Consider the following 20,806-nt stretch of genomic DNA (forward strand, 5'->3'; position numbering starts at 1 on the left):
AGGCGCTCCTGCGAAAAGCAGCCGAGCGAACCGTCGAAGGCCTCTGGCGAACCATCGGAACAATCCTCGACGCCTTCACTCCCGACGAATGCAAAAACTACTTCAGGGCTGCCGGATATGAGCCGGAATAACGTGAAAATGCTCTAGTGTTCAGCCCGTAGCGGCGAGGGCAAGCGCCAGGGGGGTGATCCGGAGCGAGGTCACGCGGTTGCGGCTCTTGCGCACCACTTCGAACTTGAAGCCGTGGAAGGTGAAGGCCTGCCCGGCCTCGGGGATGGTGCGGGCCTCGTGAATGACGAGGCCGGCAATCGTTGTCGCCTCCTCGTCGGGCAGGTCCCAGTCCATCGCGCGGTTCAGGTCCCGGATCGGCACTCCGCCATCAACGACCACCGACCCATCCACCTGCTGGCGCAGGCCCGGCACCGCGATGTCATGTTCGTCGCGGATATCGCCGACGATTTCCTCGAGGATATCCTCGAGCGTCACCAGCCCCATCACCTCGCCATACTCGTCGACGACAAGCGCGAAATGGGTCTTGCGCGCCAGGAAGGCCTTGAGCTGATCAGGCAGCGAGGTCGTGACCGGGGTGAACCAGGGCGCGAGGGCGATCTGCGCCACGTCGAGCTTGCCGGCATCCCCGCCGGCAGCATCGAGCGCCCGCAGCAGGTCCTTGGCGTGCAGGATGCCGACAATGTTCTCCGGCTTGTCGCGCCAGAGCGGCATCCGCGTATAGGGCGAGGCCAGGACCTCGCGCACGATCGCTTCCGGTCCGATATCGAGATTGATCGTCCGCATCTTGGTGCGGTGGATCATCACGTCCTCGACGCCGAGCTCCTTCAGGTCGAGCAGCCCGCCGAGCATGTCGCGATCGGCCTTCTTGACCGCCCCCTCCTGGTGCATCAGGTCGACCTGACCACGCAGCTCTTCATTCGGTGAAAGGATCGACTGGTTCTCGTCGATACGGATGCCGAAGAGGCGCAGGAAGCGCCGAACAAACCATTCGATCGCCAGTGTCAGCGGGCCCAGCACGGCAACGACCCAGGCCACCGGCCGCGCCAGCCGCAGCGCCGCCTGGTCGGGCTTCGCGATCGCCGCTGTCTTCGGCATGATCTCCGCGAAGATGATCACGAGGACCGACATCACGGCCGTCGCATAGATCACCCCGGCATTGCCGAAGGCCGCGACCAGCACGCTGGTGGCGAAGGCCGAGGCACCGATATTGACGACATTGTTGCCGATCAGCATGGCGCCGATCAGCCGCTCCCGCGTCGCCAGCAGCCGCATCGCGATGCCGGCCCGTCGGCTTCCCGCCTTCTCCAGCGCGGCGATCCGGGCTTTCGAGGCAGCCGTCAGCGCCGTCTCGCTGCCCGAGAAGAAGGCTGATAGCAACAGGCAGATCAGGACGATCAGCGCGGCCAGCCAGGGGTTGATGTTCTCGAGCATGGTCCCAGCGTGCTCAGGCGGCCGCGAGCTCGGCCTCGATGAAGTCCCTGACCTCGTCCGCCGCGACGCCCGGCGCGATGAAGCTCTTGCCGATGCCGCGCGCCAGGATGAAGGTCAGCACGCCGCGCTTGACCTTCTTGTCCTGGGTCATCGCGGCAACGATCTCCTCCGTGCTGCCGGCCCCGCCCGGCACCTGCTGCAATCGGCTCGGCAGGCCGACGGCATCGAGATGCGCCGCGACCCGCCCTGCATCCTGTCCGGAACAAAGGCCGAGCCGCTGCGAGAAGCGGAAGGCGAGCGCAAGACCGATCGCCACCGCCTCGCCATGCACCAGCCGGTTCGCGTCATAGCCGGTTAGGCGCTCCAGCGCGTGAGCGAAGGTGTGGCCGAGATTGAGCAAGGCGCGGTCCCCCTCCTCGCGTTCGTCCCGTGCCACGATCGCCGCCTTGGCGCGGCAGGACACGGCGACAGCATGATCGCGCTCGGGTCCGCCTGCAATGATGCGGCTCCAGTTGACTTCGCACCAGTCGAAGAAATTCGGGTCGCCGATCAACCCGTATTTCACAACCTCGGCATAGCCAGCCTTGAACTCCCGCTCGCTCAGCGTATCGAGCAGCGCCGTGTCGGCAATGACCAGGGCTGGCTGGTGGAAGGCGCCGATCAGGTTCTTGCCATGCGAGGAGTTGATCCCTGTCTTGCCGCCGACCGAGGAATCGACCTGCGACAGCAACGTCGTCGGGATCTGCACGAAGCGCACGCCGCGCCTGAGCACGGCCGCCGCGAAACCGGTCAGGTCGCCGACCACACCGCCGCCAAAGGCGATGACGAGATCGTTGCGCTCGATCTTCGCAGCGAGCAGCGCGTCGCAAAGCGCCGCGAACCGAGCATAGGATTTCGATGCCTCGCCGGGCGGGATCTCGATCCGCGTGGTCGCGACGCCGGCCTGTTGGAGGCAGGTTTCGAAGGCGGGCGCATGCAGGCCGGCGACATGCTCGTCGGTGACCAGCGCCGCCTTGGCGCCAGGCGCGAAGCTGGCGATCAGGCTCGCCGCCTCGCAAAGCTGGTGGCGGCCGATATGGATGTCGTAGCTGCGCCCTTCGAGCGCAACGGGAACCACGATCCGCGCGCCGGACTTCTCGTTCGCAGGTTTGATCATGTCTTCGCTCTCAGCAGCTCAAAGGCTCTCAAGGGAACGCAAATGGCGATCGAGCGCGACTATCGCCTCCTCGACGACGACCTCATGGGGGTCATCGCGCGAGGTCACCGTTACATCAGCCAGTGCATAGACCGGTTCGCGCTCCGCCAGCATCCGCCGCATCGTCGCTTCAGGGTCGGCAGTCTGCAGCAAGGGCCGGTTGGAGCGCTTGCGCACCCGGCGCATCAGCACATCGGCATCCGCCTTGAGCCAGATCGAGATGCCGAGTTCGATGATGCGCTCCCGCGTTTCCGCGTTCATGAAGGCGCCGCCCCCGGTCGCGAGCACCAGCGGCGCGCGTGTCGCCAGAACCCGGCTGATGACGCGTCTCTCGCCGTCACGGAACTCGGTTTCGCCGCGCTGCGCGAAAATCTCGGGAATCGTCATGCCGGCCGCAGTTTCGATTTCGACGTCGGCGTCGACGAAAGCCAGGCCGAGCCGCGTTGCCAGCCGCCGCCCCACGGAACTCTTGCCCGAGCCCATCATGCCGACAAGCACGACTGCGCGCTTCCCGAGCAGACTGCGCAACTCGGAATTGTCCAGGTTCTCGATGGGGTCGGCTATTGTCATCGCGGCATTTCCTCGCAGCCGGTCTAGCATGAGCCGTCAGCCGACGTCATGCCCTCACGACGCTGATGAACCGGTCTGCACTTGCGCGAACCGCCAGGCATCGGCAATAACCGGATAGTCCTGAATCGGGGCAAGGTTCCAGGAGACATCCGGCCCGTGCCGACCCTCTTCAGATTCATCGCCTTTCTCGCCATCGTCGGCGGGCTGATCTTCGCCGGAATGATCGCGCTGGTCACCTTCGTCCAGCCCGAGCAGCGCGAGATGGTCGAGATCGTGCCACCGTCCAAGCTGCAGCAGCGATGAGCCGGCTGGCGCGCAGCCGGATCACGGCCTTTCTCGACATGCTCGCGGCGGAGCGCGGCGCGGCGAAGAACACGCTCGAGGCCTATGAGCGCGACCTCGACGACTATACCGGCTTCATCGCCGGCCGCGGCGACCTCGGCTCCATCGGCGCCCAGGACATCCGGGACTGGCTCGCCGATCTTGCAGCCCGTGGATTGAAGGCGTCATCGACGGCGCGCCGGCTTTCCGCGGTGCGCCAGTTCCATCGCTTCCTCTATACGGAAGGGCTGACGGGCGCCGACCCCTCCGCCGCGATCGACGGACCAAGGCAGGGCCGGCCGCTGCCCAAGGTCATTTCCGTCGCCGATGTCGATCGCCTGATCGAGACGGCGCGGCTCCTCAGCGAACGCGATGGTCTTACCCCGGCGGCACGGCTGAAGGCCCTGCGCATGCGCTGCCTGATCGAGATGCTCTACGCCACGGGCCTGCGCGTGTCCGAACTGATGGCGTTGCCGCTCTCAGCGGCAACGACGCGCGAGCGCTTCCTTGTCGTGCGCGGCAAGGGCAACAAGGACCGGCTGGTGCCGCTGAACGACGCTGCCCGCGAGGCCGCACGCAGCTATCTGGAGGCCCTGCGCCAGGCTGGAAGCGCGGACGGCCGCTGGCTCTTCCCGTCCGACGGCGAGAGTGGGCATCTGACGCGCCAGGCCTTTGGCCGCGACCTCAAGATGCTGGCCGGGGCAGCCGGCTTATCCGCGGCGCTGAGCCCGCACGTGCTGCGCCACGCCTTCGCCAGCCATCTGCTGCAGAACGGTGCGGATCTTCGCGTCGTGCAGGAACTGCTCGGCCATGCCGATATCGCCACGACCCAGATCTACACCCATGTCCTCGACGAGCGCCTGAAGAGCATGGTGCGCGACCTGCACCCCCTGGCCGACGAGAGCTGATCGCCAGGCCCCGGGAAGACCGGAATTGCGAGGCCGCCCCGATCAGCGCGGGCCTTCTGCAAGGGCGAGCGTGCCGAGGCGGGCGGCGACGGCCCTTGCCGCCATTTCGAGATCTCGGGGCCCTGAGCGGTGATCGAAAGTGCGCCAGGTCAGGGCGCTCTGGATCGGCGGCAGATCAATCTCGATGAACTCGACGCCAGGATGGGCGAAGTAGTTCCGGGCTCGCGAGGTCAAGGTCATGACGCATTGGCCGGCTGCGACCGCGACCAGCCCTTCTCGCACCGTCGCGATCTCGGGACCGTCGGCGATGGCCTGCCCCGACGGGGTCACACGCGGAAAATGATAGTTGCACCACTCGTCGGACGCTGCGCCGGCGGGCAATCGGACCATTCGCTCGTATTGCAGCTCTTCTGGATCCACCAGCTTGTTGGCCGCCAGGCGGTGTCCGCTCGGCACAACGAGCGTGCGTGCATCCTGGAAGAGAATGGCGCCTCGCGTCAGGCTGTGTGTCGCAAGCGGCAGCCGCGCCAGCGCCACGTCGACCTTGCCGTCCAGGACCGCCGATCCCTGGTTCAGATAGTTGAGCTCGACGAAGCGGAGCGAGATGTCGGGACGAGAGCGCGCGAATTCCGCAACCACCGCCGATGTGAGCTCGTAGAATCCACCGCCGAGATAGCCGACGAGCAATTCCGTCTGCTGGCCCTGAGCGCGTTTGCGCGCATCGCCAAGCGCCGCCCTGAGAGCATTGACCGGCGGTTCGAGATCCTTCAGCAGAGCTTGCCCGAGAGCTGTGAGCGATACGCGCCGGCTCGTCCGCTCAAACAGCCGACCTCCGAGATGGCTCTCGAGAGATTTGATCGACTCCGATACGACGGATTGCTTCACGCCCAGTGCTTCGGCGGCCTGGCCGAAGTGCAGCCGGTGAGCCACGGCCAGGAAGCAATCGAGTTTGCGGAGATCCATGGCGCCTGATCAATCGGGAATACCGATTGATAAAGTTGTTTTGCGGCGTTGATCAAGAGGCACCATTCGCCAAAACCTCTTGAAAATACATCCGCTCCCGCAGCCAGCGCCAAGGCGGATCAGGAGGACAGGCGAATGGACGTTTCAACCACCCCCGTGGAATTTCGCGCCGGTGAGGATGTCATTCGCGGCTCCTTCCATCTGCCGTCGACGAGCGGACCGCTTCCCGCCGTTGCCCTCGGACACGGCTGGGGAATGGTCGCGGGCGGTGATCTCGAGGACTATGCCCGCATCATTGCGGCACAGGGCATCGCCTGCCTGACCTTCGATTATCGGCGGCTCGGCAAGAGCTCCGGACTGCCCCGCCAGGAGATCGATCCCGCCTGGCAGCAGGAGGACTATAGGACTGCGGTCACCTATCTTTGTTCGCGCCCCGACGTCGACGTGCAGCGCATCGGGATCTGGGGAACCAGCTACAGCGGAGGCCATGTCCTCGTAGTCGGTGCCACCGATCGCCGGGTGAAATGCGTCGTGAGCCAGGTTCCGACGATCAGCGGCTACCTGTCCGGCCTGCGGAAGGTCCATCCGCGCCACGCCGAGACGCTCCAGCGCTTTTTCGCGGATGACCGGTTGGCGCGCCTGAACGGACAACCGCCAGGCACGATGCGCGAGGTCGGGCAGGATGAAGGGCCGGACGTCGCCTATCCCGGCGCGGAATCATACGACTACATGATCGGACAGGCCGCGCGCTGCCCCGAATGGCGCAACGAAGTGACCATCCGATCTCTCGAACTCGCGCGCAGCTACGAGCCAGGTCAATGGGTGTCGCGGATCGGGCCCGCAGCGCTCCTGATGATCGTTGCCGACAACGACCTTCAGACGCCGACCGATCTTCAACTCGACGCCTTCACCCAGGCGCGCGAGCCCAAGGAATTGCTGCTGCTCCAGGGCGGCCATTACTCCGCCTACCAGCAGCATTTCGAGACGACGAGCAGCGCGGCAGCGCGCTGGTTCTCGACCCATCTCTAAACAGAACGGCCAAAGAGCCACCAGGGAGGAATTCATGTCAGCCGATATTCTGGCGGGCGGCGAGGCCGCGCGTCCGCACGATCGTGTCGCTAGGAGCAAATCGCTCCAGTCGCTCCGAGCCGCCGCCGTCGGGAATCTGCTCGAGTGGTTCGACTGGACGCTCTATGGCACCTTCGCCGTCTATCTCGCAGCCAACTTCTTCGAGAAGACGGACTCCACATCCGCGCTGCTCTCGACGCTCGCCGTCTTTGCGGTTGGTTTCGTTGCGAGACCGATCGGCGGCATCATCTTTGGGCGCTTCGGCGATCGGATCGGCCGCAAGAACACCCTGATCGTGACGATGTCGACGATGGCTGCGGCCAGCCTGATGATCGCCCTCATCCCCTCCTACGCGAGCATCGGAATCTGGGCGTCGGCGCTGTTGCTGATCGCACGCCTGCTGCAGGGCCTGGCGCATGGCGGAGAGTCCGGCGTCTCCTATGCCTATGTTGCAGAGATCGCTCCCGCCGAAAGGCGCGGCCTTTGGGCAAGCAGCGTCTTCATCAGCGTGACGCTCGGCGTCATGGCGGCGACCCTCCTCGGTATCGTGCTGACGTCGCTATTCTCGCCGGCGGACATGATGGCCTATGGCTGGCGTCTCGGCTTCGCCTTCGGTGGTATCCTCGGTCTGTTCGCGCTCTACATGCGCCGCGCCGCGCATGAGTCCCCGGTCTATGACGCGGACGAAGCCACACCTGCGGTTGTCGCGCCGATGAATGGCCGCGACAAACTCCAGATCCTGCTGAAGGTGGTCTTCTTCTCGGCCGGCTCCAATGTCGCCTACTACACCTGGGTGACCTTCGCTCCGAGCTTTGCGATCTCCGCGCGCGGAATGGATGCCCGCGGAGCCCTCATCGCGAGCCTGCTCGCTCAACTCGTCGTTCTCTGTCTGCTGCCCTTGTTCGGGCACCTCGCAGACAAGGTCGGCCGCAAGCCGATGGTGTTCATCTATGGGCTCGGACTGATCCTGGCTCCGATCCCGGTCGCAGCGATTCTGACAAACGAGCCCTGGACCCTCTTCCTCTCTCAAGGCATCGGCCTGGCCGTCTGGGCGATCATCGCCTCGATCTACCCGACCCTGATCGCAGAGCAGATCCCGACCCAGCAGCGGGCGCTCGGAGTCGGCTTCCTGTCGTCGCTTTCGGTCGCGATTTTCGGAGGCACGGCCCCTTATCTCAACGCCTGGCTGAGCTCGATCGGACTGTCCTGGGTGTTCTCGCTCTACATCATGGTCCTCGGCGCCCTCGCCGTCATCGCCGCCATCATGATCCGCGAAACCCGCGGCGTCCCCCTCAGCCAGATCCGCAGCGGTCGCTGACCAACCGGGCCGCACAGCGTGCGGCCCATTCTTCCAGGAACGGGAACCATGCAGGATTGCCAGAAGGCCCATCGGGGCAAGATCGCCGTCGTGACCGGCGCGAGCGGCGGCATTGGAGCAGCCATCTGCGCGAAGCTGAATGCCGAAGGCGCCAGGGTCGTTGCGCTCGACCGCCAGGACGGACCAGGGTCGGCCGGCATCGATCGCCGGATCGTCGACATCGCGAATACGGCCGCCCTGCAGGATACCGTCGCGCAGATCGCAGCCGATCACGGCCGCATCGACATCTGGGTGAACAACGCGGGCTTCCTGGAACGCCAGGCCGCACTCGACATCACGGTCGATGACTGGAGCAAGTCGATCGACGTCAATCTGACGGCGGCATTCTTCGGGGCACAGGCCGCTGCGCGGGTCATGAAGGACGGCGGCGGTGGTTCGATCGTCAACCTCTCAAGCTATGCCGGCCTGAAGGCCCGGCCCAACTGCGCTCATTATGCTGCTGCCAAGGCCGCAATCGCGCATCTGACGTCCTGTCTCGCGATCGAGTGGGGCCCCCTGAACATTCGCGTCAACGCCATCGCCCCCGGCTATATCGAGACCCCGATGAGCGCATGGATGCATGCCGATCCCGAGCAGAAGGCGATCTATCTTGGTCGGACGCCACTCGGACGCATGGGGCAGCCGACAGAGATCGCGGATTCCGTGAGCTTCCTCGCTTCCGATGCCGCCGGCTACATCACCGGCCACGTTCTGGGTGTCGACGGAGGCATCGGCAGGTCATGAGTTCGTCCTTCTGGCAGGATCGGGTCTTCGTCGTCACCGGTGGGGCAAGGGGGCAAGGCGCTGCCGAGGTGTCCCGCCTTCTTGCGGCCGGCGCGAAGGTCGTGGTCGCCGACGTGCTTGGCCCCGACGACCCGCATTGGTCAGTGCTCGGCGACACAGCGGACAGGCTGAGTGTCGTCACGGCCGACATATCGCGGGAGGAATCCTGGGCCGAGATCCTCGCCGCAGCCGGCACACTCGGAGGCTCGCTCTCGGGGCTGGTCAACAACGCCGGCATCACGCTGCGCAAGACCGTTACGGAGACCACGCATGACGAGTGGCTGGCCGTGCTGAACGTCAACCTCAATGCCGCCTTCCTGGGTATCCGGCACCTGGCGCCGCACATGGCCGACGGCGGGTCGATCGTGAACGTGTCTTCCACGGCTGGCCTCACCGGCTATTTCAGCGCCGCCTACACCGCCAGCAAATGGGGGCTGCGCGGTCTCGCGAAGGCGGCTGCCATCGAACTGGCGGCTCGGGGAATTCGGGTGAACACGATCTGCCCGGGGCTGGTCGATACCCCGATGATCAATCAGCCCAACGGAGGCTACGACGCTCAGCGCGCAACCGCCTTCTTCGAAGGGAACCGGATGATGACGCCACTCGCGCGTGGTGCCGACCCGGACGAGATCGCCGGCGCGGTGATGTTCCTGCTCGGACCCGATAGCCGCTTCATCACCGGCACGGATCTCGCCGTCGATGGTGGCATGATCGGCGCCGGTATCTACACGAAGATCGGGCGCGACGTCGGGACTGTACAGCCCGCGTAGCCACGACCGCGGCGCGCACCAGTAATCGCGAAGGGCAGAATCTCCCTGTGTCATGCGACGTTGACGAGCATAGAAAACAATCACCGACGCCTGGTCACAAACCAGCGACGGATCGGTCAGGACGGTGCCGATCGCGCCGCCCTGCCGCCATGGCCGATCAATTTGCCGTGTAGACCAGCTCGCGCTCCGCCTTGGGCGGAAGGAACTGGCGCGAAAAGATCTCTTCGGGCTTCGGCTTGCGGGCGAGCTGATAGCCCTCGGCAATGATGTCGATGGCGCGCGCCATGCGGTCGTCCTTGGTGTCGCCGACACCGATTTCCTTCATTTCCGGCGAGACGATCAGCTCGCTGAAGGAGTATTGCAGCCGCTTCTTCTCGACAGCCTCGTTGACGAGATTGTCGAAATTCATCACGCCCTTCATGCCGAGGGCCTGGTCCTTAGCGATCTCGATCATGGCCTTGTTGGTCGCACGAACGAGCCCTGCCACCGCCTTGGGGTTATCCTTCAGCAGCTTCTGCGAGACCATCAGCCCGTTGGAATAGAGGTCGAGCCCGTAATCCCCGAAGCTCAGCCAGTTGAAATCCTTGTCGGGATCCTGCCGGTTGAGAAGCAGGTTGAAGTAGCCGGTGATGTTGAAGACGAGCGCGCCGTCGACATCGCCCTTGATCAGCAGCGGCTCCTGCAGGTTGGGCGCCATGTTCGAGAGCTTGATCTTGCTGATGTCGAGGCCATTCTTGCGGGCGAAGACCTCGAGCAGCCGGGTCGTCGGGGTGCCCTGTGCCCCACCCAATGTCTTGCCTTCGAGGTCCTTCGGTGTGGTGATGCCGGTCGCCTTCTTGCTCGAGATGGCGAAGGGCGGCCGGTTCCAGATCATGTACACCATCACCGGCGCTTCGCCCGGCTTGGCAGCCGCGTTCTGGATGATGGCGTTGACGTCGCCGAAGCCGGCGTCATAGGCGCCGCCCATGATGCGCGTCACCGTCGCGCCCGAACCCTCGCCCTGGTCGATCACGACGTTCAAGCCCTCTGCCTTGTAGTAGCCCTTGTCACGGGCGACGAAGAACACCGCATCGGAGCCCTGGGTCTTCCAGCCCAGCGTGAACTTGAGCGTCGTCTCCTGCGCCATGGCGGAGTTGGCCAGTGCAAGGCCTGCGAACAGCGTCGCGGTCAACGTCTTGAGCATCCTCATGTCCCCTCTGGTTGATACGAATTGGATCAGGCGGCAGCGAAGTCGTTCTTGCGATTGGCCCAGCCGGTGACACGCATCTCGATCAGCGAGAACGCGGCGTAGAGCGCGACTCCCAGGCCGGCGAGGATGAAGAGCCCGGCAAAGACCAGCGGCACGTTGAAATTCGACGAGGCGCTCATCATCACGTTGCCGATGCCGCGATTGGAGGCGACGGTTTCCGCCAGCACGGTGCCGACGAAGGCATAGGTGATCGCGACCTTCAGCGAGGCGAAGAAGAACGGCATCGTCCGCGGCAGGCCGACATTCCACAGGATGTCGAGCTTGCTGGCGCCGAGCGCCTTCAGCACGTCCTCCATTTCCGGCTCGGTGGTGGCAAGCCCGGTCGCAATATTGACGGCGATCGGGAAGAAGCACATCGCGAGCGAGGTCAGCACGGCCGGGACTGTGCCGGAGCCGAACCAGAGCACGAAGATCGGCACGACCGCGACCTTGGGGATCGAGGAGAAGCCGATCAGTAGCGGATAGACCGTGTCATAGGCCGTGCGCGACACCCCGATCGTCGCACCAAGGAAGACCCCGAGCAGGACGCCGAGGACGAAGCCGGCCATCGTCGTCGCCAGCGTCTGCAGGATATGGGGCCAGAGAACAGGGAAGCGCGCGAGAAGCGTAGCGAAGACCTGGCTTGGCCGCGGCAGGATCAGGTCCGACACGCCCGCGAGCAGGCAGAACAGCTCCCAGGACGCGAAGAAGAGCGCGATCAGCGCCGCTGCCCAGAACTTGCGCTTGAACTCGCTCATCTCATGCACCGTCCTGGCTTGCCGGCGCCGAGCGGGCATCAACAATGAAGTCACGCAAGCGCTGGTTCAGCGCCACGAAATCCGGCTCGAAGCTCATGGCGATGGTGCGCGGGCGTGCAAACGCAACCTCGCTGTCGTCGAGGATGCGGCCGGGCCGCGCGCTCATCACGCAGATGCGGCTCGCCAGGAATCCGGCCTCGCGCAGATCATGCGTCACCAGCAGCACGGTCGGACGGTGAGCCAGCCAAAGATCCTGCAGGATCGCCCAAAGTTCCTCGCGCGTGAACTGATCGAGAGCGCCAAAGGGCTCATCGAGCAGCAGCATGCGCGGCTCATGGATCAACGCTCGGCAAAGATTGGCCCGCTGAAGCATGCCGCCTGAGAGTTGCCAGGGATATTTGCTGGCAAATCCCTGCAATCCGACTTGCGCCAGCAATGCATGCGCCTTGTCGCGGAAAGCAGCGCGTTTCTCCCGCCGATAACGCGAGCGGAAAGGCTGGACGATCTTCAAGGGCAACATGACGTTCTGTTCGATCGTCAGCCAGGGCAACATGGTCGGGTTCTGGAATGCCATCCCGATCCTGAGCGCCTTCGCCGCAACCTCGCGGCCACCCACGATGACGACGCCCGTCGTCGGCTGCACGAGCCCGCTGACGAGCTTCAGGATCGTCGACTTGCCGCAACCCGACGGGCCGACCAGCGCGAGGAACTCACCGTCCTGGATACGCAGGGTCGTCTCCGCCAAGGCGGGAACGGCGTTTGCGCCCCGCCCGAAGGTGACGCTCGTCTGCGACAGTTCGATCGCCGAGCCCGGCCGTGTCATGGTGCCCTGTGCCATGATCGCATCAGGAGCCGAGACGATAGGGAGTGTGGCTATCGCGAGGTTCATTCCCAAAAGTGCATGCAATCATGATGCCATCTTGTATTCTATCCGGCGGCTCCCGATCCGAGCAGATTGCAGAGTTTGGAACCGAGGCGCTAAGAGGGGTGGCTTCACACGCGGACACGGGACATGGCGCGCGACAAGGCCGAAGACAGCCCATCGGACAAGGTCGGAACGATCTGCCGGGCGTTGCGGCGTGCGATCATCGAGCAGGCGCTCGAGCCTGGCGCCAAACTGCCGGAGGATGCGCTCGGGGAACGCTTTGGCGTGAGCCGCACGATCGCGCGCCACGCGCTCGGCCAGCTCGCGGCCGAGGGCCTGGTGGAATTACGCCGCAACCGCATCGCCGTCGTCGCCACCCCGAGCTGGCAAGAGGCGCGCGACACCTTCGATATTCGGATCCAGCTCGAGCGCCTCGTCGTGCGCCAGCTCGCAGGCAGGTTGAGCAAGGCCCAGCTCACGGCGCTACGCGCTCATATCGATCAGGAAGACGCGGCACGCGGTGGGCCCGACGCGGTCTCGATCCGGCTCGCCACCGAATTCCACATCCTTCTCGCCACCATGACGGAAAGCGCGATCATGATCCGCTATGTCAGCGAGATCGCCTATCGCTGTTGCCTGACGCTATCGCTGTTCAGCCGCCCGCATTCCTCGGAATGCGCAATCAATGAGCATCGCCTGCTCATCGATGCGCTTGAAAGCGGCGATGCGGAGAAGGTGATGAGCTTGATGCATCACCACCTCGATTCGGTGGCGGAGCGGGCCCTCGTCGCGCAGGCCAAGCCGCGCGGCCGCGACATCATGGATATCCTGGCGCCCTATGCTGACGCGCCGGTCACGCGATCCACCGTCCGCAAGCGGCGCCTGGACGCAGCGGAATAGCGCTGCCCGCGGCGATGCCGTGCGGCTGCAGGATCGAGGCAACATTCTCGTTCCAGACATCCCGGCGACAGCGGGCCCCCGAGCCAGGCGCCTGGCTCGGGGGCCCGTGACCCCCACGGGTTCATGGCGACGCCTGACTATCTCGCCTCCTCTCGCGCCTTCCCCTCCTCGCCGCAGCCATGGCTCAACGGCGGTGCGTCGGAGAGCATCATCCCGGCACATTAAGTGCATGCATGTTTTCGATCCATTCAATGCCGATTCCGAAGCAGCATCATGCCGTCCGACACAGCTCTCGATCTCGTCTTCCGCCAGGCCGCCATTGCGGGATGCGAGCGGCCGCAGGACATCGGAGTCAGCGCCGGTCGTATCGTCGCCATGGCACCAAATCTCGTCACCGATGCACCGGCCCATGACGTCGGTGGCCGCCTTGTCGTGCCAGGTTTCGTCGACAGCCATATCCATCTCGACAAGGCCTGCTTGCTTGGCCGCTGCGGCCACTCCCATGGCGGGCTCAGCAACGCCATTGCGGCTGTGGCCGCGATGAAACGGGACTTTAGCGTGACCGATGTCTACGAGCGCGGCGCTTGCGTGCTCGACAAGGCAATCGCGAAGGGCACGACCCGCATGCGCACTCATGTCGAGGTCGATCCCCGTGCCGGGATTCGGAGCTTTCAGGCGATCAAGGCCTTGAGAACCGACTATGCCTGGGCGCTCGATCTTTCGATCTGCGTCTTCCCACAAGAGGGCTTGACCAACGACCCGGGCACGGAGGCGCTGCTGCTTGCAGCGTTACGCGATGGCGCCGACCTCCTCGGCGGCTGCCCCTATACTGATACCGACCCGGTTGCCCAGATCGACCGTCTCTTCGCACTGGCAAGGGAATTTGACGTCGACCTCGACTTCCATCTCGACTTCGACCTCGATCCGAGCTGGATGCATCTCGACGAAGTCTGCCGCCAGTCTGAGCACCATCGCTGGCAGGGTCGCGTCACAATTGGCCATGTCAGCAAACTATCGATGGTCGATCCGGAAACGCTGGCTGTGATCGGGCACCGGCTTTCCGATTCCGGAGTTGCACTGACTGTGCTCCCGGCGACAGACCTGTATTTGATGGGGCGGCAATCGGCCTACGCTCAGCCGCGCGGGCTCGCACCAGCCCATCGTCTCGCCGCGCAAGGTGTGGTCTGCTCGATCGCGACCAACAACGTTCTCAATCCCTTCACCCCTTTCGGTGACTGTTCGCTGCTCCGCATGGCGAATCTCTATGCCAATGTCGCGCAATGCGGGCCGGGCGATTTTCCGTGCTGTCTGGACCTGATCACGACGCTGCCTGCGCGGCTGATGCGGCTGCCTGACTACGGGATCGCGGTTGGGAATCCCGCGGATCTTGTCATTCTCGATGCCAAGACCCCAACCGATGCGCTGGCAGAGATTGCCGAGCCCATCACTGGCTTCAAGCGCGGACGGCTCAGTTTCGAACGCCCCCGAGCGTCGTTGAACAGATTGGCTGCAACGAACGGCGTCCTGCCAAGGCCCGTCGCTCTCTCAGGCGGTTGAGCGCTCCGTATTCCGATATCTGCCGCGCGGGGAGCGATTGGCTACCTTGGGAAGAATACCCCCGCGAGCCCTCGCAAAGAAATCCTGCGGGCCCCATCTGGCCGCCCTTCAGGATGATCTCATGGCCGGCAAGCCGCAGGTCGTCGCTATAAGCGCGGCAGAGCGGCGCGCCATGCACACAGGGTGCCAGATAGGACGGACCCCAGATGTCAAGGGATTGGATCGCTGAGCTTCGGGCTCCGTTGCACGGAGGCTTGGCCGACCCGCTCAAGCCTGGCCCCCGGCCACAGGGAGCCATGTGAAAGGCAGTTGCATCAACGCGCGCGCTCCGTTAAACGTTTTACTGTAAAACGTTTAACAGGCCATGCGGTGAGCTCGAAACGTGTCACGATCAAGGAGGTAGCGGCGCTCGCTGGCGTGTCTATCGCCACGGTGTCGAACGTCTTCAGCGGCAACAAGCCGGTCAATGCCGATCTCCAGGAGCGGGTCCAGAAGGCGGCCCGCGAGCTGTCCTACCAAGTCGACCGCGCTGCCTCTCAGCTCCGTTCGGGCCAGGCAAAGGTCGTGGGCGTACTCGTTCCGGATCTGGACGACGTGTTCTTCACCTCCCTGGTCTCGCAGCTCGAAGTGATGGCGCAGGCGGACGGATATGACATCATCGTCGCCAATTCGCGTGACGACATCGCTTTGGAACAATCGCGGCTGCGTGCCCTGCTGGCCTGGCGCCCTTCCGGCCTGATCGCGATTCCCTGCAGCGACGGCATGCCCGCAGGACTCGAGCGCGAGATCGGTCGCCTGCCGATGGTTTTCGCGGATCGCGTGCCGCCCGAAGGCTGCATCGTCGACACGGTCGCAATCGATAATCGAGAAGCCGGTGAGATCGCGGCAAGGCATCTGTTGGGCAGGGGTCATCGTGACATCGTCGTCGCCGCCTCAAGCCTCGGAATTTCACCGATCCGCGAGCGCACGCGCGGCGCCTGCGACCTGATTCGTGCGACGATCGGCCACGAGCCGACCGTCATCGAACTCGGTTCCAATGCCGAGCGCGGGGCCGGCGCCTTCCTGCATTGGCTCGAGCGACACCGGCGGCCGAGCGCAGTCATCGCCCTGACCAACGTCACGACGCTCAGCGCGCTCTCGGCGCTGGCCCGTCTGCGGGTCGATATTCCCGATCCGGTCTCCGTGGTCGGTTTCGACGACTATCCCTGGATGAGCGCGCGCAAGACCGGCCTCACCGCAATTCGGCAGCCGATCGCGGAGATCGCCGCAGCCGCCTGGCAGCGCCTGCGCGCGCGCATGGCGGGCGACGGCTCGGCGCCGCAGCGCATCGTACTGCAGACCAGCCTGCAGGTCCGCGAGTCCGTCCGCGATCTCGTGCCCGCGGCGGACGATGGTCGCGACAGCGATAGCCCCGAACCGCTTCTGAACCCGGAGACGGCGATCTCTGCGCCCAAAGCCATGCATTGACGGACAACCCCATGTCCGCGCCACCGGGCCAAGAGAGCCTGGATCGAAAGAAGTCCTGGAGGAAAGAGTGCAGCCTGAAAAAACGGCACGGATTCTGCCGCTGCTCGCGCCGGTCCATCTGCTCATCCTGAGCGTGATCGTGCTGCCGTCGCTCTATGTGATGTGGCTCAGCCTGAACACCTCGAGCTTCGGCCAGGCGCCGAGCTTCGTCGGGCTTCAGAATTATATGCGTGTCCTCGCGGACCCGGCCTTTCACAGCGCGCTGCTGAACACGGTCGTGCTCGTCGTCGTGGCCGTCCACCTCGAACTGGCCGTCGGGCTCGGCATGGCGCTGCTTTTCGCCAGTGGCCTGCCGTTTCGCCGCTTCCTTCTCGTCGCCGTGCTCGCGCCCTATGCCGTCAGCGAGGTCACCGCCGTGGTGATGTGGCGCTTCCTGTTCGATCCCGATGCCGGGCCGGTCACGCTGGCCTTGCGGGCATTGAGCCTGCCGACGCTGGATTGGTCCTTCGAACCGTCGCACGCCATGGTGCTGATCGGGCTGCTGACGGTCTGGCTGCATCTGCCCTTTACCTTCGTGATCGTCTATGCGGCACGCCTCGCCATCCCCGCCCAGCTCTACGAGGCGGCGCGGATCGACGGAGCCACGCGCTGGCAGGCCTTCCGGCGTGTGACACTGCCACTGCTCGGCCCGGCGATGCTGATCGCGCTGCTCTTCCGCTACATCTTCGCCTTCCGCCTGTTCTCGGAGGCGTGGCTGCTGACCAAGGGCGGACCGGCGCGCTCGACCGAAGTCGTGGCGATCTATCTCTATCAGGAGGCGTTCAGCTTCAACGCCTTCGGGTCGGCGGCGGCGACCGCCTGGATCATGGTCGTGGTCTCGCTGCTGCTCGCGGCCGGCTATGTTCTTCTGCTGCGACGGGGAGGCCTCTCCCATGCGCACTGAGCGTCTCCTCATCGGGGCCGGCAAGGCTCTCGCCGTCGCGGCGATCCTGTTCTGGTCGCTGTTTCCGATCCTCTTCATCGCCGTTTCGTCGCTGAAGCCGGGTCAGGACATTTTCGCGGTTCCGCCGAAATGGCTCTTCACGCCGACGCTGAAGCACTACGCCGAACTCTGGCGGTCCTGGGGTGTCTTCTTCGAAGCTCTGCTGAACAGCCTGCTGATCACGGTCGGCGCGACGCTGCTCGCGATCATCGCCAGCGCCTGTGCGGGCTATGTCTATTCCCGCCATTCCAGCCGATGGCTGGGAGCCAGCATCGTCGGACTGATCGTCGTACGCCTCATCCCGCCGATCGTGGTGACGCTGCCGCTGTTCCCGATCGTCAACGCACTTGGCCTCAGCGACACCCATCTCGTGCTGATCCTGCTCTACGCGACCTTCTTCGTGTCGCTCGGGACGGTGCTGATGCGCACCTTCATGGACCAGATCCCGCGCGAGCTCGACGAGGCTGCCTCGATCGACGGCGCCAGCCGCATGACGATCCTGCGCAAGATCATCGCGCCACTGGCGATGCCGGGCGTTCTCGCCGTCGCGGTCTTCGTGATCGTCTTCTCCTGGAACGAGTTCCTGTTCGCCTTCATCTTCACGGCGACGCGCGCCAAGACCGCGCCGCTCGTCATCTCGGAGATGATCGGCTCCATCGACGGCGTCGACTGGGGGATCCTCTTTGCCGCCTCGACGGTGCAGCTCGTGCCCGTCCTGCTCTTCGTCGTCTTCATGAACCGCTATCTCGTGGCCGGCCTCACCGCCGGTTCGACGAAGGGGTAGCCAATCAAAAAAGGGAGGAAGCCATGTCGAACAAGCCTGCAACAGACGTGACACGCCGCGGTTTCATGGCCGGCGCTGCCGGCGCCGCGGCCGCGCTCGCAACCGGGCCTGCCCTGGCCGCCGGCAAGACGCTGAACGTGCTGAGCCACAAGGTCCATCAGACCGTGCTCGGCAGCGGCGACAGTGACCTGCTGAAGGACTGGCGCAAGGCCAATGATGCCGAGATCACCTTCACCACCTTCGACTCCAACCCGCTGCAGGACCGGCTCTTCCGGGAGGCGAGCCTGAAGGAGACCGAGTACGGGGTTGGCTATCTCATCGACAACCGGCCGACCTCTCAGATCGCCGCCCTGTTCGAGCCGCTGGACGCTCTTCAGAAGCAGGACCCGATCGAGGATTTCGGCGATATCGCGCCTGGTCTCGTGCAGGGCATGACGGTCGACGGCAAGCTGATCGGCATCCCGGTGCGTCATGCGACGCAGGGCCTGTTCTACAACGAGGCCCTGCTCGATGAGGCCGGGATCTCGGCGCCGCCGACGACCCTCGAAGAGCTGATCGAGCAGGCCAAAAAGACGACCTTCACCTCCAAGGCCGGTACGCCGGTAACCGGCATGGTGCTGGCGAGCGATCTCGCCGTCTTCCCCGTGATGTTTGCCCGCGCCTATGGCGGAGACTTCATCAGTCCTGATCTCAAGTTGGTCCCGGACCGTGCCGCTCTGGAAAGCGGGCTCGCGGCTTTGCGCGGCATGTTCGAATCCGGAAGCCTGCCGCGCAGCTATGCGACGACCAAGAACGACGATCAGGTGACCTGGCTGCAACAGGGCCGTGCCGCCTTCACCGTCCTGCCTTTCGCCCGCGGCGCGCAGCTCAACAATCCCGAGCAGAGTAAGTTTGCGGGCAAGATCAAGGCGGTCGAGTTCCCGATCGCCGCCGGGCTCAAGGGCAAGATGCCGATGGCCTCCGTGGTCGAAGCCTGGGCGATGTCGATCCCGAAGAATGCCAAGGACAAGGCGCTGGCCTGGAGCTTCATCAGGGAAGTGTCGAGCAAGCGCGTGACGCTCGGCATGGCCGTCAACGGCAATGGCCCGGTGCGCGTCTCGACCTATGCCGATGAAAGCCTGAAGGCCAAAAACGCTCTCGCCGCCACAGAAGCCAGGGTGCTGGCGACGGCGCGCGGCGCCTTCCCGCCATTTCCCGAGGCGGCCCGAGCGCAGGCGACGTTCCTTGAGGAGGTCCAACTCGCCGTGCTCGGACGCAAGCCCGTCAAGGACGCAGTCGGCGCCATCATCGAGCGCGTCAAGCCGATGATGCCGGCCTGATTGAACGACAACGGCCGGCGACTCGGCGCCGGCCCCGCACCACGATCGAACGATGCCAATGGAAGGAAATCGCCTCATGTCCACCACAGGGGTTCGCTTCATCGAGGAGCCGGCGCGCTCCATCCCCGTTTCAGCCGATTATGACGTGCTCGTCGTCGGCGGCGGGCCGTCCGGAATCACCGCTGCCCTGGCCGCAGCCGAAGACGGTCTCCGCGTCGGGCTCATCGAAAGCCGCAGTTTCGTCGGCGGCAATATGACGATCGGCCTGCCGGTGCTCGGTTTCCTCGGCCAGAAGGGCAACCAGATCATCGACGGACTGCCGCAGAAATTCATCGAACGCCTGCGCAATGAGCGGGATGGCGCGAGCGAGCATCGGCCCTGCCCGCTGCATATGGGCATCACGCTGGTCGAACCCGAAGCGGTCAAGACCGTGGCGCTCGAGATGCTGACCGAGGCCGGCGTCGATGTGCTGTTCTACACCTTCTTCGCCGGCGCGCTTGTCGAGAACGACATCATTCGCGGCGTCATCACGGAGAGCAAGACCGGCCGCATCGCCATCCTCGCCAAGGTCGTCATCGACTGCAGCGGCGATGCCGACGTCGCCTACAGCGCCGGCGTGCCCACGGAGAAGGGCAATGCCGACGGCGGCATGCAGCCGCCGACGCTGATGTTCTGCCTGGCCGGCGTCGACACCGATGCGCTTCGGATGAGCATCGCAAATGCTCCGCCGGAAGCACGCACCTACCTCACCGACTTCATTCCCGCCGAGTATTTCGGCCAGAACCGGCAGTTCATCGTCGTCGGCATGCGTGAGCTGATGGCCAAGGCCAAGGCCGAGCGCGGCCTGCAGATCCCGAACGAGCGGACCATCATCATCACCGGTCTGAAGAAGGGCGAGGTCTGGATCAACATGACCCGCGTCAAGGGCACGGATGGAACCAACGCCCGCAGCCTGACCAAGGGCGAGATCGAAGGTCGCGCCCAGATCGACGATATCGTCACCTATCTCGTCAATTACGTGCCGGGCTTCGAGAAGGCCTATTTCACCAAGACCGCGCCTTTCCTGGGCATCCGCGAGACACGCCGCATCATCGGCCAATATGTGATGACGCAGGACGACGTCCTGTCCTGTCGCCATTTCGACGATGCGATCGCGGTGGCGAGCTATCCGATCGATATTCACCGCCCGTCCGACGACGGCTGTACCCTGATCTGGTGCGGCGACTGCTACGATATTCCATACCGCTCACTGATCCCGCAGAAGATCGGCAATCTGCTGGTCGCCGGACGCAGCATCTCTGCGACACACGAGGCCATGGGCGCGATCCGCGTCATGGCAACCTGCATGGCAATGGGCGAGGCGGCCGGGCGCGCCGCCAGGATCTCGGTCCGCGGCAACCGCCCGCCGGCCGATATCGACATCGAGGACCTACGCCGCCAGCAACTCGAGCGCGGCGTCTACTTGCGCAATCCAGATGGGACGCGTGCCGGGTCGCCAAATCGCGCCGCAGCCTGACCGCTCTGCACGGGGCGGCCGATGCCGCCCCTTCCGACAGGATCGCGAGGAT

The 20,806-nt window shown here is 64.7% G+C and carries 20 protein-coding genes and 1 pseudogene; 14 read left to right on the forward strand and 7 right to left on the reverse strand.

The features are described from left to right. Nucleotides 1–131: pseudogene (locus AC1DGP_RS23675) on the forward strand (IS630 family transposase); the annotation flags it as partial. Between the two features lie 19 nt (nucleotides 132–150). On the opposite strand, the gene AC1DGP_RS23680 reads toward AC1DGP_RS23675, so the two are convergent. Genes AC1DGP_RS23680 through AC1DGP_RS23690 form a run of 3 tightly spaced genes read right to left on the reverse strand, consistent with a single transcriptional unit; the run spans nucleotide 151 to nucleotide 3,208 of the window. After that, on the reverse strand, nucleotides 151–1,443 hold the full coding sequence (locus AC1DGP_RS23680) for an HlyC/CorC family transporter (protein ID WP_441492515.1): 1,293 nt from the start codon (nucleotides 1,441–1,443) through the stop codon (nucleotides 151–153). 13 nt (nucleotides 1,444–1,456) lie between these two features. Further along, nucleotides 1,457–2,599, reverse strand: a complete 1,143-nt coding sequence (aroB, locus tag AC1DGP_RS23685) for a 3-dehydroquinate synthase (RefSeq protein ID WP_441505718.1) — start codon at nucleotides 2,597–2,599, stop codon at nucleotides 1,457–1,459. 18 nt (nucleotides 2,600–2,617) lie between these two features. After that, nucleotides 2,618–3,208, reverse strand: coding sequence for a shikimate kinase (locus AC1DGP_RS23690; protein WP_441492513.1), 591 nt, complete (start codon nucleotides 3,206–3,208; stop codon nucleotides 2,618–2,620). A 156-nt stretch (nucleotides 3,209–3,364) separates the two neighbouring features. Here AC1DGP_RS23690 and AC1DGP_RS23695 point away from each other — a divergent pair, with 156 nt between their 5' ends. Next, nucleotides 3,365–3,511 carry a histidine kinase gene (locus AC1DGP_RS23695; protein WP_441492512.1) on the forward strand — a complete coding sequence of 49 codons (147 nt, stop codon included), beginning with the start codon at nucleotides 3,365–3,367 and terminating at the stop codon, nucleotides 3,509–3,511. Beyond that, nucleotides 3,508–4,437, forward strand: a complete 930-nt coding sequence (gene xerD / locus AC1DGP_RS23700; protein ID WP_441505719.1) for a site-specific tyrosine recombinase XerD — start codon at nucleotides 3,508–3,510, stop codon at nucleotides 4,435–4,437. Before AC1DGP_RS23695 ends, xerD begins: the two co-directional genes overlap by 4 nt. Nucleotides 4,438–4,479: 42 nt before the next feature. On the opposite strand, the gene AC1DGP_RS23705 is transcribed toward xerD, so the two are convergent. Continuing rightward, the gene (locus AC1DGP_RS23705; protein WP_441505720.1) at nucleotides 4,480–5,400 is read right to left on the reverse strand and encodes a LysR family transcriptional regulator; all 921 of its coding nucleotides are present in this window, start codon (nucleotides 5,398–5,400) and stop codon (nucleotides 4,480–4,482) included. Nucleotides 5,401–5,448: 48 nt separating this feature from the next. Between AC1DGP_RS23705 and AC1DGP_RS23710 the strand changes: the two genes are divergently transcribed. From AC1DGP_RS23710 to AC1DGP_RS23725, 4 genes are read left to right on the forward strand one after another with little or no spacing between them, the layout of a single operon-like run. Beyond that, nucleotides 5,449–6,429 (forward strand): alpha/beta hydrolase, encoded by a 981-nt coding sequence (locus tag AC1DGP_RS23710; RefSeq protein WP_441505721.1) that lies wholly within the window; start codon nucleotides 5,449–5,451, stop codon nucleotides 6,427–6,429. A 34-nt stretch (nucleotides 6,430–6,463) separates the two neighbouring features. After that, nucleotides 6,464–7,786 carry an MFS transporter gene (locus AC1DGP_RS23715; RefSeq protein ID WP_441505722.1) on the forward strand — a complete coding sequence of 441 codons (1,323 nt, stop codon included), beginning with the start codon at nucleotides 6,464–6,466 and terminating at the stop codon, nucleotides 7,784–7,786. 48 nt (nucleotides 7,787–7,834) lie between these two features. Then, nucleotides 7,835–8,569 carry an SDR family NAD(P)-dependent oxidoreductase gene (locus tag AC1DGP_RS23720; RefSeq protein WP_441505723.1) on the forward strand — a complete coding sequence of 245 codons (735 nt, stop codon included), beginning with the start codon at nucleotides 7,835–7,837 and terminating at the stop codon, nucleotides 8,567–8,569. Next, nucleotides 8,566–9,378, forward strand: a complete 813-nt coding sequence (locus AC1DGP_RS23725) for an SDR family NAD(P)-dependent oxidoreductase (RefSeq protein ID WP_441505724.1) — start codon at nucleotides 8,566–8,568, stop codon at nucleotides 9,376–9,378. The genes AC1DGP_RS23720 and AC1DGP_RS23725 overlap by 4 nt, the downstream gene beginning before the upstream one ends. A 157-nt stretch (nucleotides 9,379–9,535) precedes the next feature. On the opposite strand, the gene AC1DGP_RS23730 is transcribed toward AC1DGP_RS23725, so the two are convergent. From AC1DGP_RS23730 to AC1DGP_RS23740, 3 genes are read right to left on the reverse strand one after another with little or no spacing between them, the layout of a single operon-like run. Continuing rightward, nucleotides 9,536–10,561, reverse strand: coding sequence for an ABC transporter substrate-binding protein (locus AC1DGP_RS23730; RefSeq protein ID WP_441505725.1), 1,026 nt, complete (start codon nucleotides 10,559–10,561; stop codon nucleotides 9,536–9,538). Nucleotides 10,562–10,593: 32 nt separating this feature from the next. Further along, nucleotides 10,594–11,364 carry an ABC transporter permease gene (locus AC1DGP_RS23735; RefSeq protein WP_441505726.1) on the reverse strand — a complete coding sequence of 257 codons (771 nt, stop codon included), beginning with the start codon at nucleotides 11,362–11,364 and terminating at the stop codon, nucleotides 10,594–10,596. A gap of 1 nt (nucleotide 11,365) precedes the next feature. Beyond that, nucleotides 11,366–12,202 carry an ABC transporter ATP-binding protein gene (locus AC1DGP_RS23740; RefSeq protein ID WP_441505727.1) on the reverse strand — a complete coding sequence of 279 codons (837 nt, stop codon included), beginning with the start codon at nucleotides 12,200–12,202 and terminating at the stop codon, nucleotides 11,366–11,368. 174 nt (nucleotides 12,203–12,376) lie between these two features. Here AC1DGP_RS23740 and AC1DGP_RS23745 point away from each other — a divergent pair, with 174 nt between their 5' ends. The 7 genes from AC1DGP_RS23745 to AC1DGP_RS23775 all read left to right on the forward strand — a co-directional run bounded on the left by AC1DGP_RS23745 (nucleotide 12,377) and on the right by AC1DGP_RS23775 (nucleotide 20,754). Beyond that, the gene (locus tag AC1DGP_RS23745; RefSeq protein WP_441505728.1) at nucleotides 12,377–13,129 is read left to right on the forward strand and encodes a GntR family transcriptional regulator; all 753 of its coding nucleotides are present in this window, start codon (nucleotides 12,377–12,379) and stop codon (nucleotides 13,127–13,129) included. Nucleotides 13,130–13,402: 273 nt separating this feature from the next. Continuing rightward, nucleotides 13,403–14,686 carry an amidohydrolase family protein gene (locus AC1DGP_RS23750; protein WP_441505729.1) on the forward strand — a complete coding sequence of 428 codons (1,284 nt, stop codon included), beginning with the start codon at nucleotides 13,403–13,405 and terminating at the stop codon, nucleotides 14,684–14,686. Between the two features lie 369 nt (nucleotides 14,687–15,055). Next, nucleotides 15,056–16,153, forward strand: a complete 1,098-nt coding sequence (locus AC1DGP_RS23755; protein ID WP_441505730.1) for a LacI family DNA-binding transcriptional regulator — start codon at nucleotides 15,056–15,058, stop codon at nucleotides 16,151–16,153. Between the two features lie 67 nt (nucleotides 16,154–16,220). Continuing rightward, on the forward strand, nucleotides 16,221–17,096 hold the full coding sequence (locus AC1DGP_RS23760) for a carbohydrate ABC transporter permease (RefSeq protein WP_441505731.1): 876 nt from the start codon (nucleotides 16,221–16,223) through the stop codon (nucleotides 17,094–17,096). Continuing rightward, nucleotides 17,086–17,919: a carbohydrate ABC transporter permease gene (locus tag AC1DGP_RS23765; RefSeq protein WP_441505732.1), complete on the forward strand. Its 834-nt coding sequence runs from the start codon at nucleotides 17,086–17,088 to the stop codon at nucleotides 17,917–17,919. Before AC1DGP_RS23760 ends, AC1DGP_RS23765 begins: the two co-directional genes overlap by 11 nt. A gap of 23 nt (nucleotides 17,920–17,942) precedes the next feature. Next, a complete protein-coding gene (locus AC1DGP_RS23770) occupies nucleotides 17,943–19,238 on the forward strand; it encodes an ABC transporter substrate-binding protein (RefSeq protein ID WP_441505733.1) in 1,296 nt (431 codons plus the stop codon). 76 nt (nucleotides 19,239–19,314) lie between these two features. Then, nucleotides 19,315–20,754 carry an FAD-dependent oxidoreductase gene (locus AC1DGP_RS23775; protein WP_441492501.1) on the forward strand — a complete coding sequence of 480 codons (1,440 nt, stop codon included), beginning with the start codon at nucleotides 19,315–19,317 and terminating at the stop codon, nucleotides 20,752–20,754. Nucleotides 20,755–20,806 lie beyond the last annotated feature (52 nt).

This window comes from Allobosea sp. 05T433 (genome assembly GCF_056396065.1).

What these genes read in the sequence shown, in the direction of transcription:
- AC1DGP_RS23690 (WP_441492513.1), bottom strand. Translation starts at nt 3,208, where the DNA reads ATGACAATAGCCGACCCCATCGAGAACCTGGACAATTCCGAGTTGCGC.
- aroB (WP_441505718.1), bottom strand. Translation starts at nt 2,599, where the DNA reads ATGATCAAACCTGCGAACGAGAAGTCCGGCGCGCGGATCGTGGTTCCC.
- AC1DGP_RS23725 (WP_441505724.1), top strand. Translation starts at nt 8,566, where the DNA reads ATGAGTTCGTCCTTCTGGCAGGATCGGGTCTTCGTCGTCACCGGTGGG.
- AC1DGP_RS23715 (WP_441505722.1), top strand. Translation starts at nt 6,464, where the DNA reads ATGTCAGCCGATATTCTGGCGGGCGGCGAGGCCGCGCGTCCGCACGAT.
- AC1DGP_RS23770 (WP_441505733.1), top strand. Translation starts at nt 17,943, where the DNA reads ATGTCGAACAAGCCTGCAACAGACGTGACACGCCGCGGTTTCATGGCC.
- AC1DGP_RS23720 (WP_441505723.1), top strand. Translation starts at nt 7,835, where the DNA reads ATGCAGGATTGCCAGAAGGCCCATCGGGGCAAGATCGCCGTCGTGACC.
- AC1DGP_RS23735 (WP_441505726.1), bottom strand. Translation starts at nt 11,364, where the DNA reads ATGAGCGAGTTCAAGCGCAAGTTCTGGGCAGCGGCGCTGATCGCGCTC.
- AC1DGP_RS23745 (WP_441505728.1), top strand. Translation starts at nt 12,377, where the DNA reads ATGGCGCGCGACAAGGCCGAAGACAGCCCATCGGACAAGGTCGGAACG.
- AC1DGP_RS23680 (WP_441492515.1), bottom strand. Translation starts at nt 1,443, where the DNA reads ATGCTCGAGAACATCAACCCCTGGCTGGCCGCGCTGATCGTCCTGATC.
- xerD (WP_441505719.1), top strand. Translation starts at nt 3,508, where the DNA reads ATGAGCCGGCTGGCGCGCAGCCGGATCACGGCCTTTCTCGACATGCTC.
- AC1DGP_RS23705 (WP_441505720.1), bottom strand. Translation starts at nt 5,400, where the DNA reads ATGGATCTCCGCAAACTCGATTGCTTCCTGGCCGTGGCTCACCGGCTG.
- AC1DGP_RS23730 (WP_441505725.1), bottom strand. Translation starts at nt 10,561, where the DNA reads ATGCTCAAGACGTTGACCGCGACGCTGTTCGCAGGCCTTGCACTGGCC.
- AC1DGP_RS23750 (WP_441505729.1), top strand. Translation starts at nt 13,403, where the DNA reads ATGCCGTCCGACACAGCTCTCGATCTCGTCTTCCGCCAGGCCGCCATT.
- AC1DGP_RS23765 (WP_441505732.1), top strand. Translation starts at nt 17,086, where the DNA reads ATGCGCACTGAGCGTCTCCTCATCGGGGCCGGCAAGGCTCTCGCCGTC.
- AC1DGP_RS23775 (WP_441492501.1), top strand. Translation starts at nt 19,315, where the DNA reads ATGTCCACCACAGGGGTTCGCTTCATCGAGGAGCCGGCGCGCTCCATC.
- AC1DGP_RS23740 (WP_441505727.1), bottom strand. Translation starts at nt 12,202, where the DNA reads ATGGCACAGGGCACCATGACACGGCCGGGCTCGGCGATCGAACTGTCG.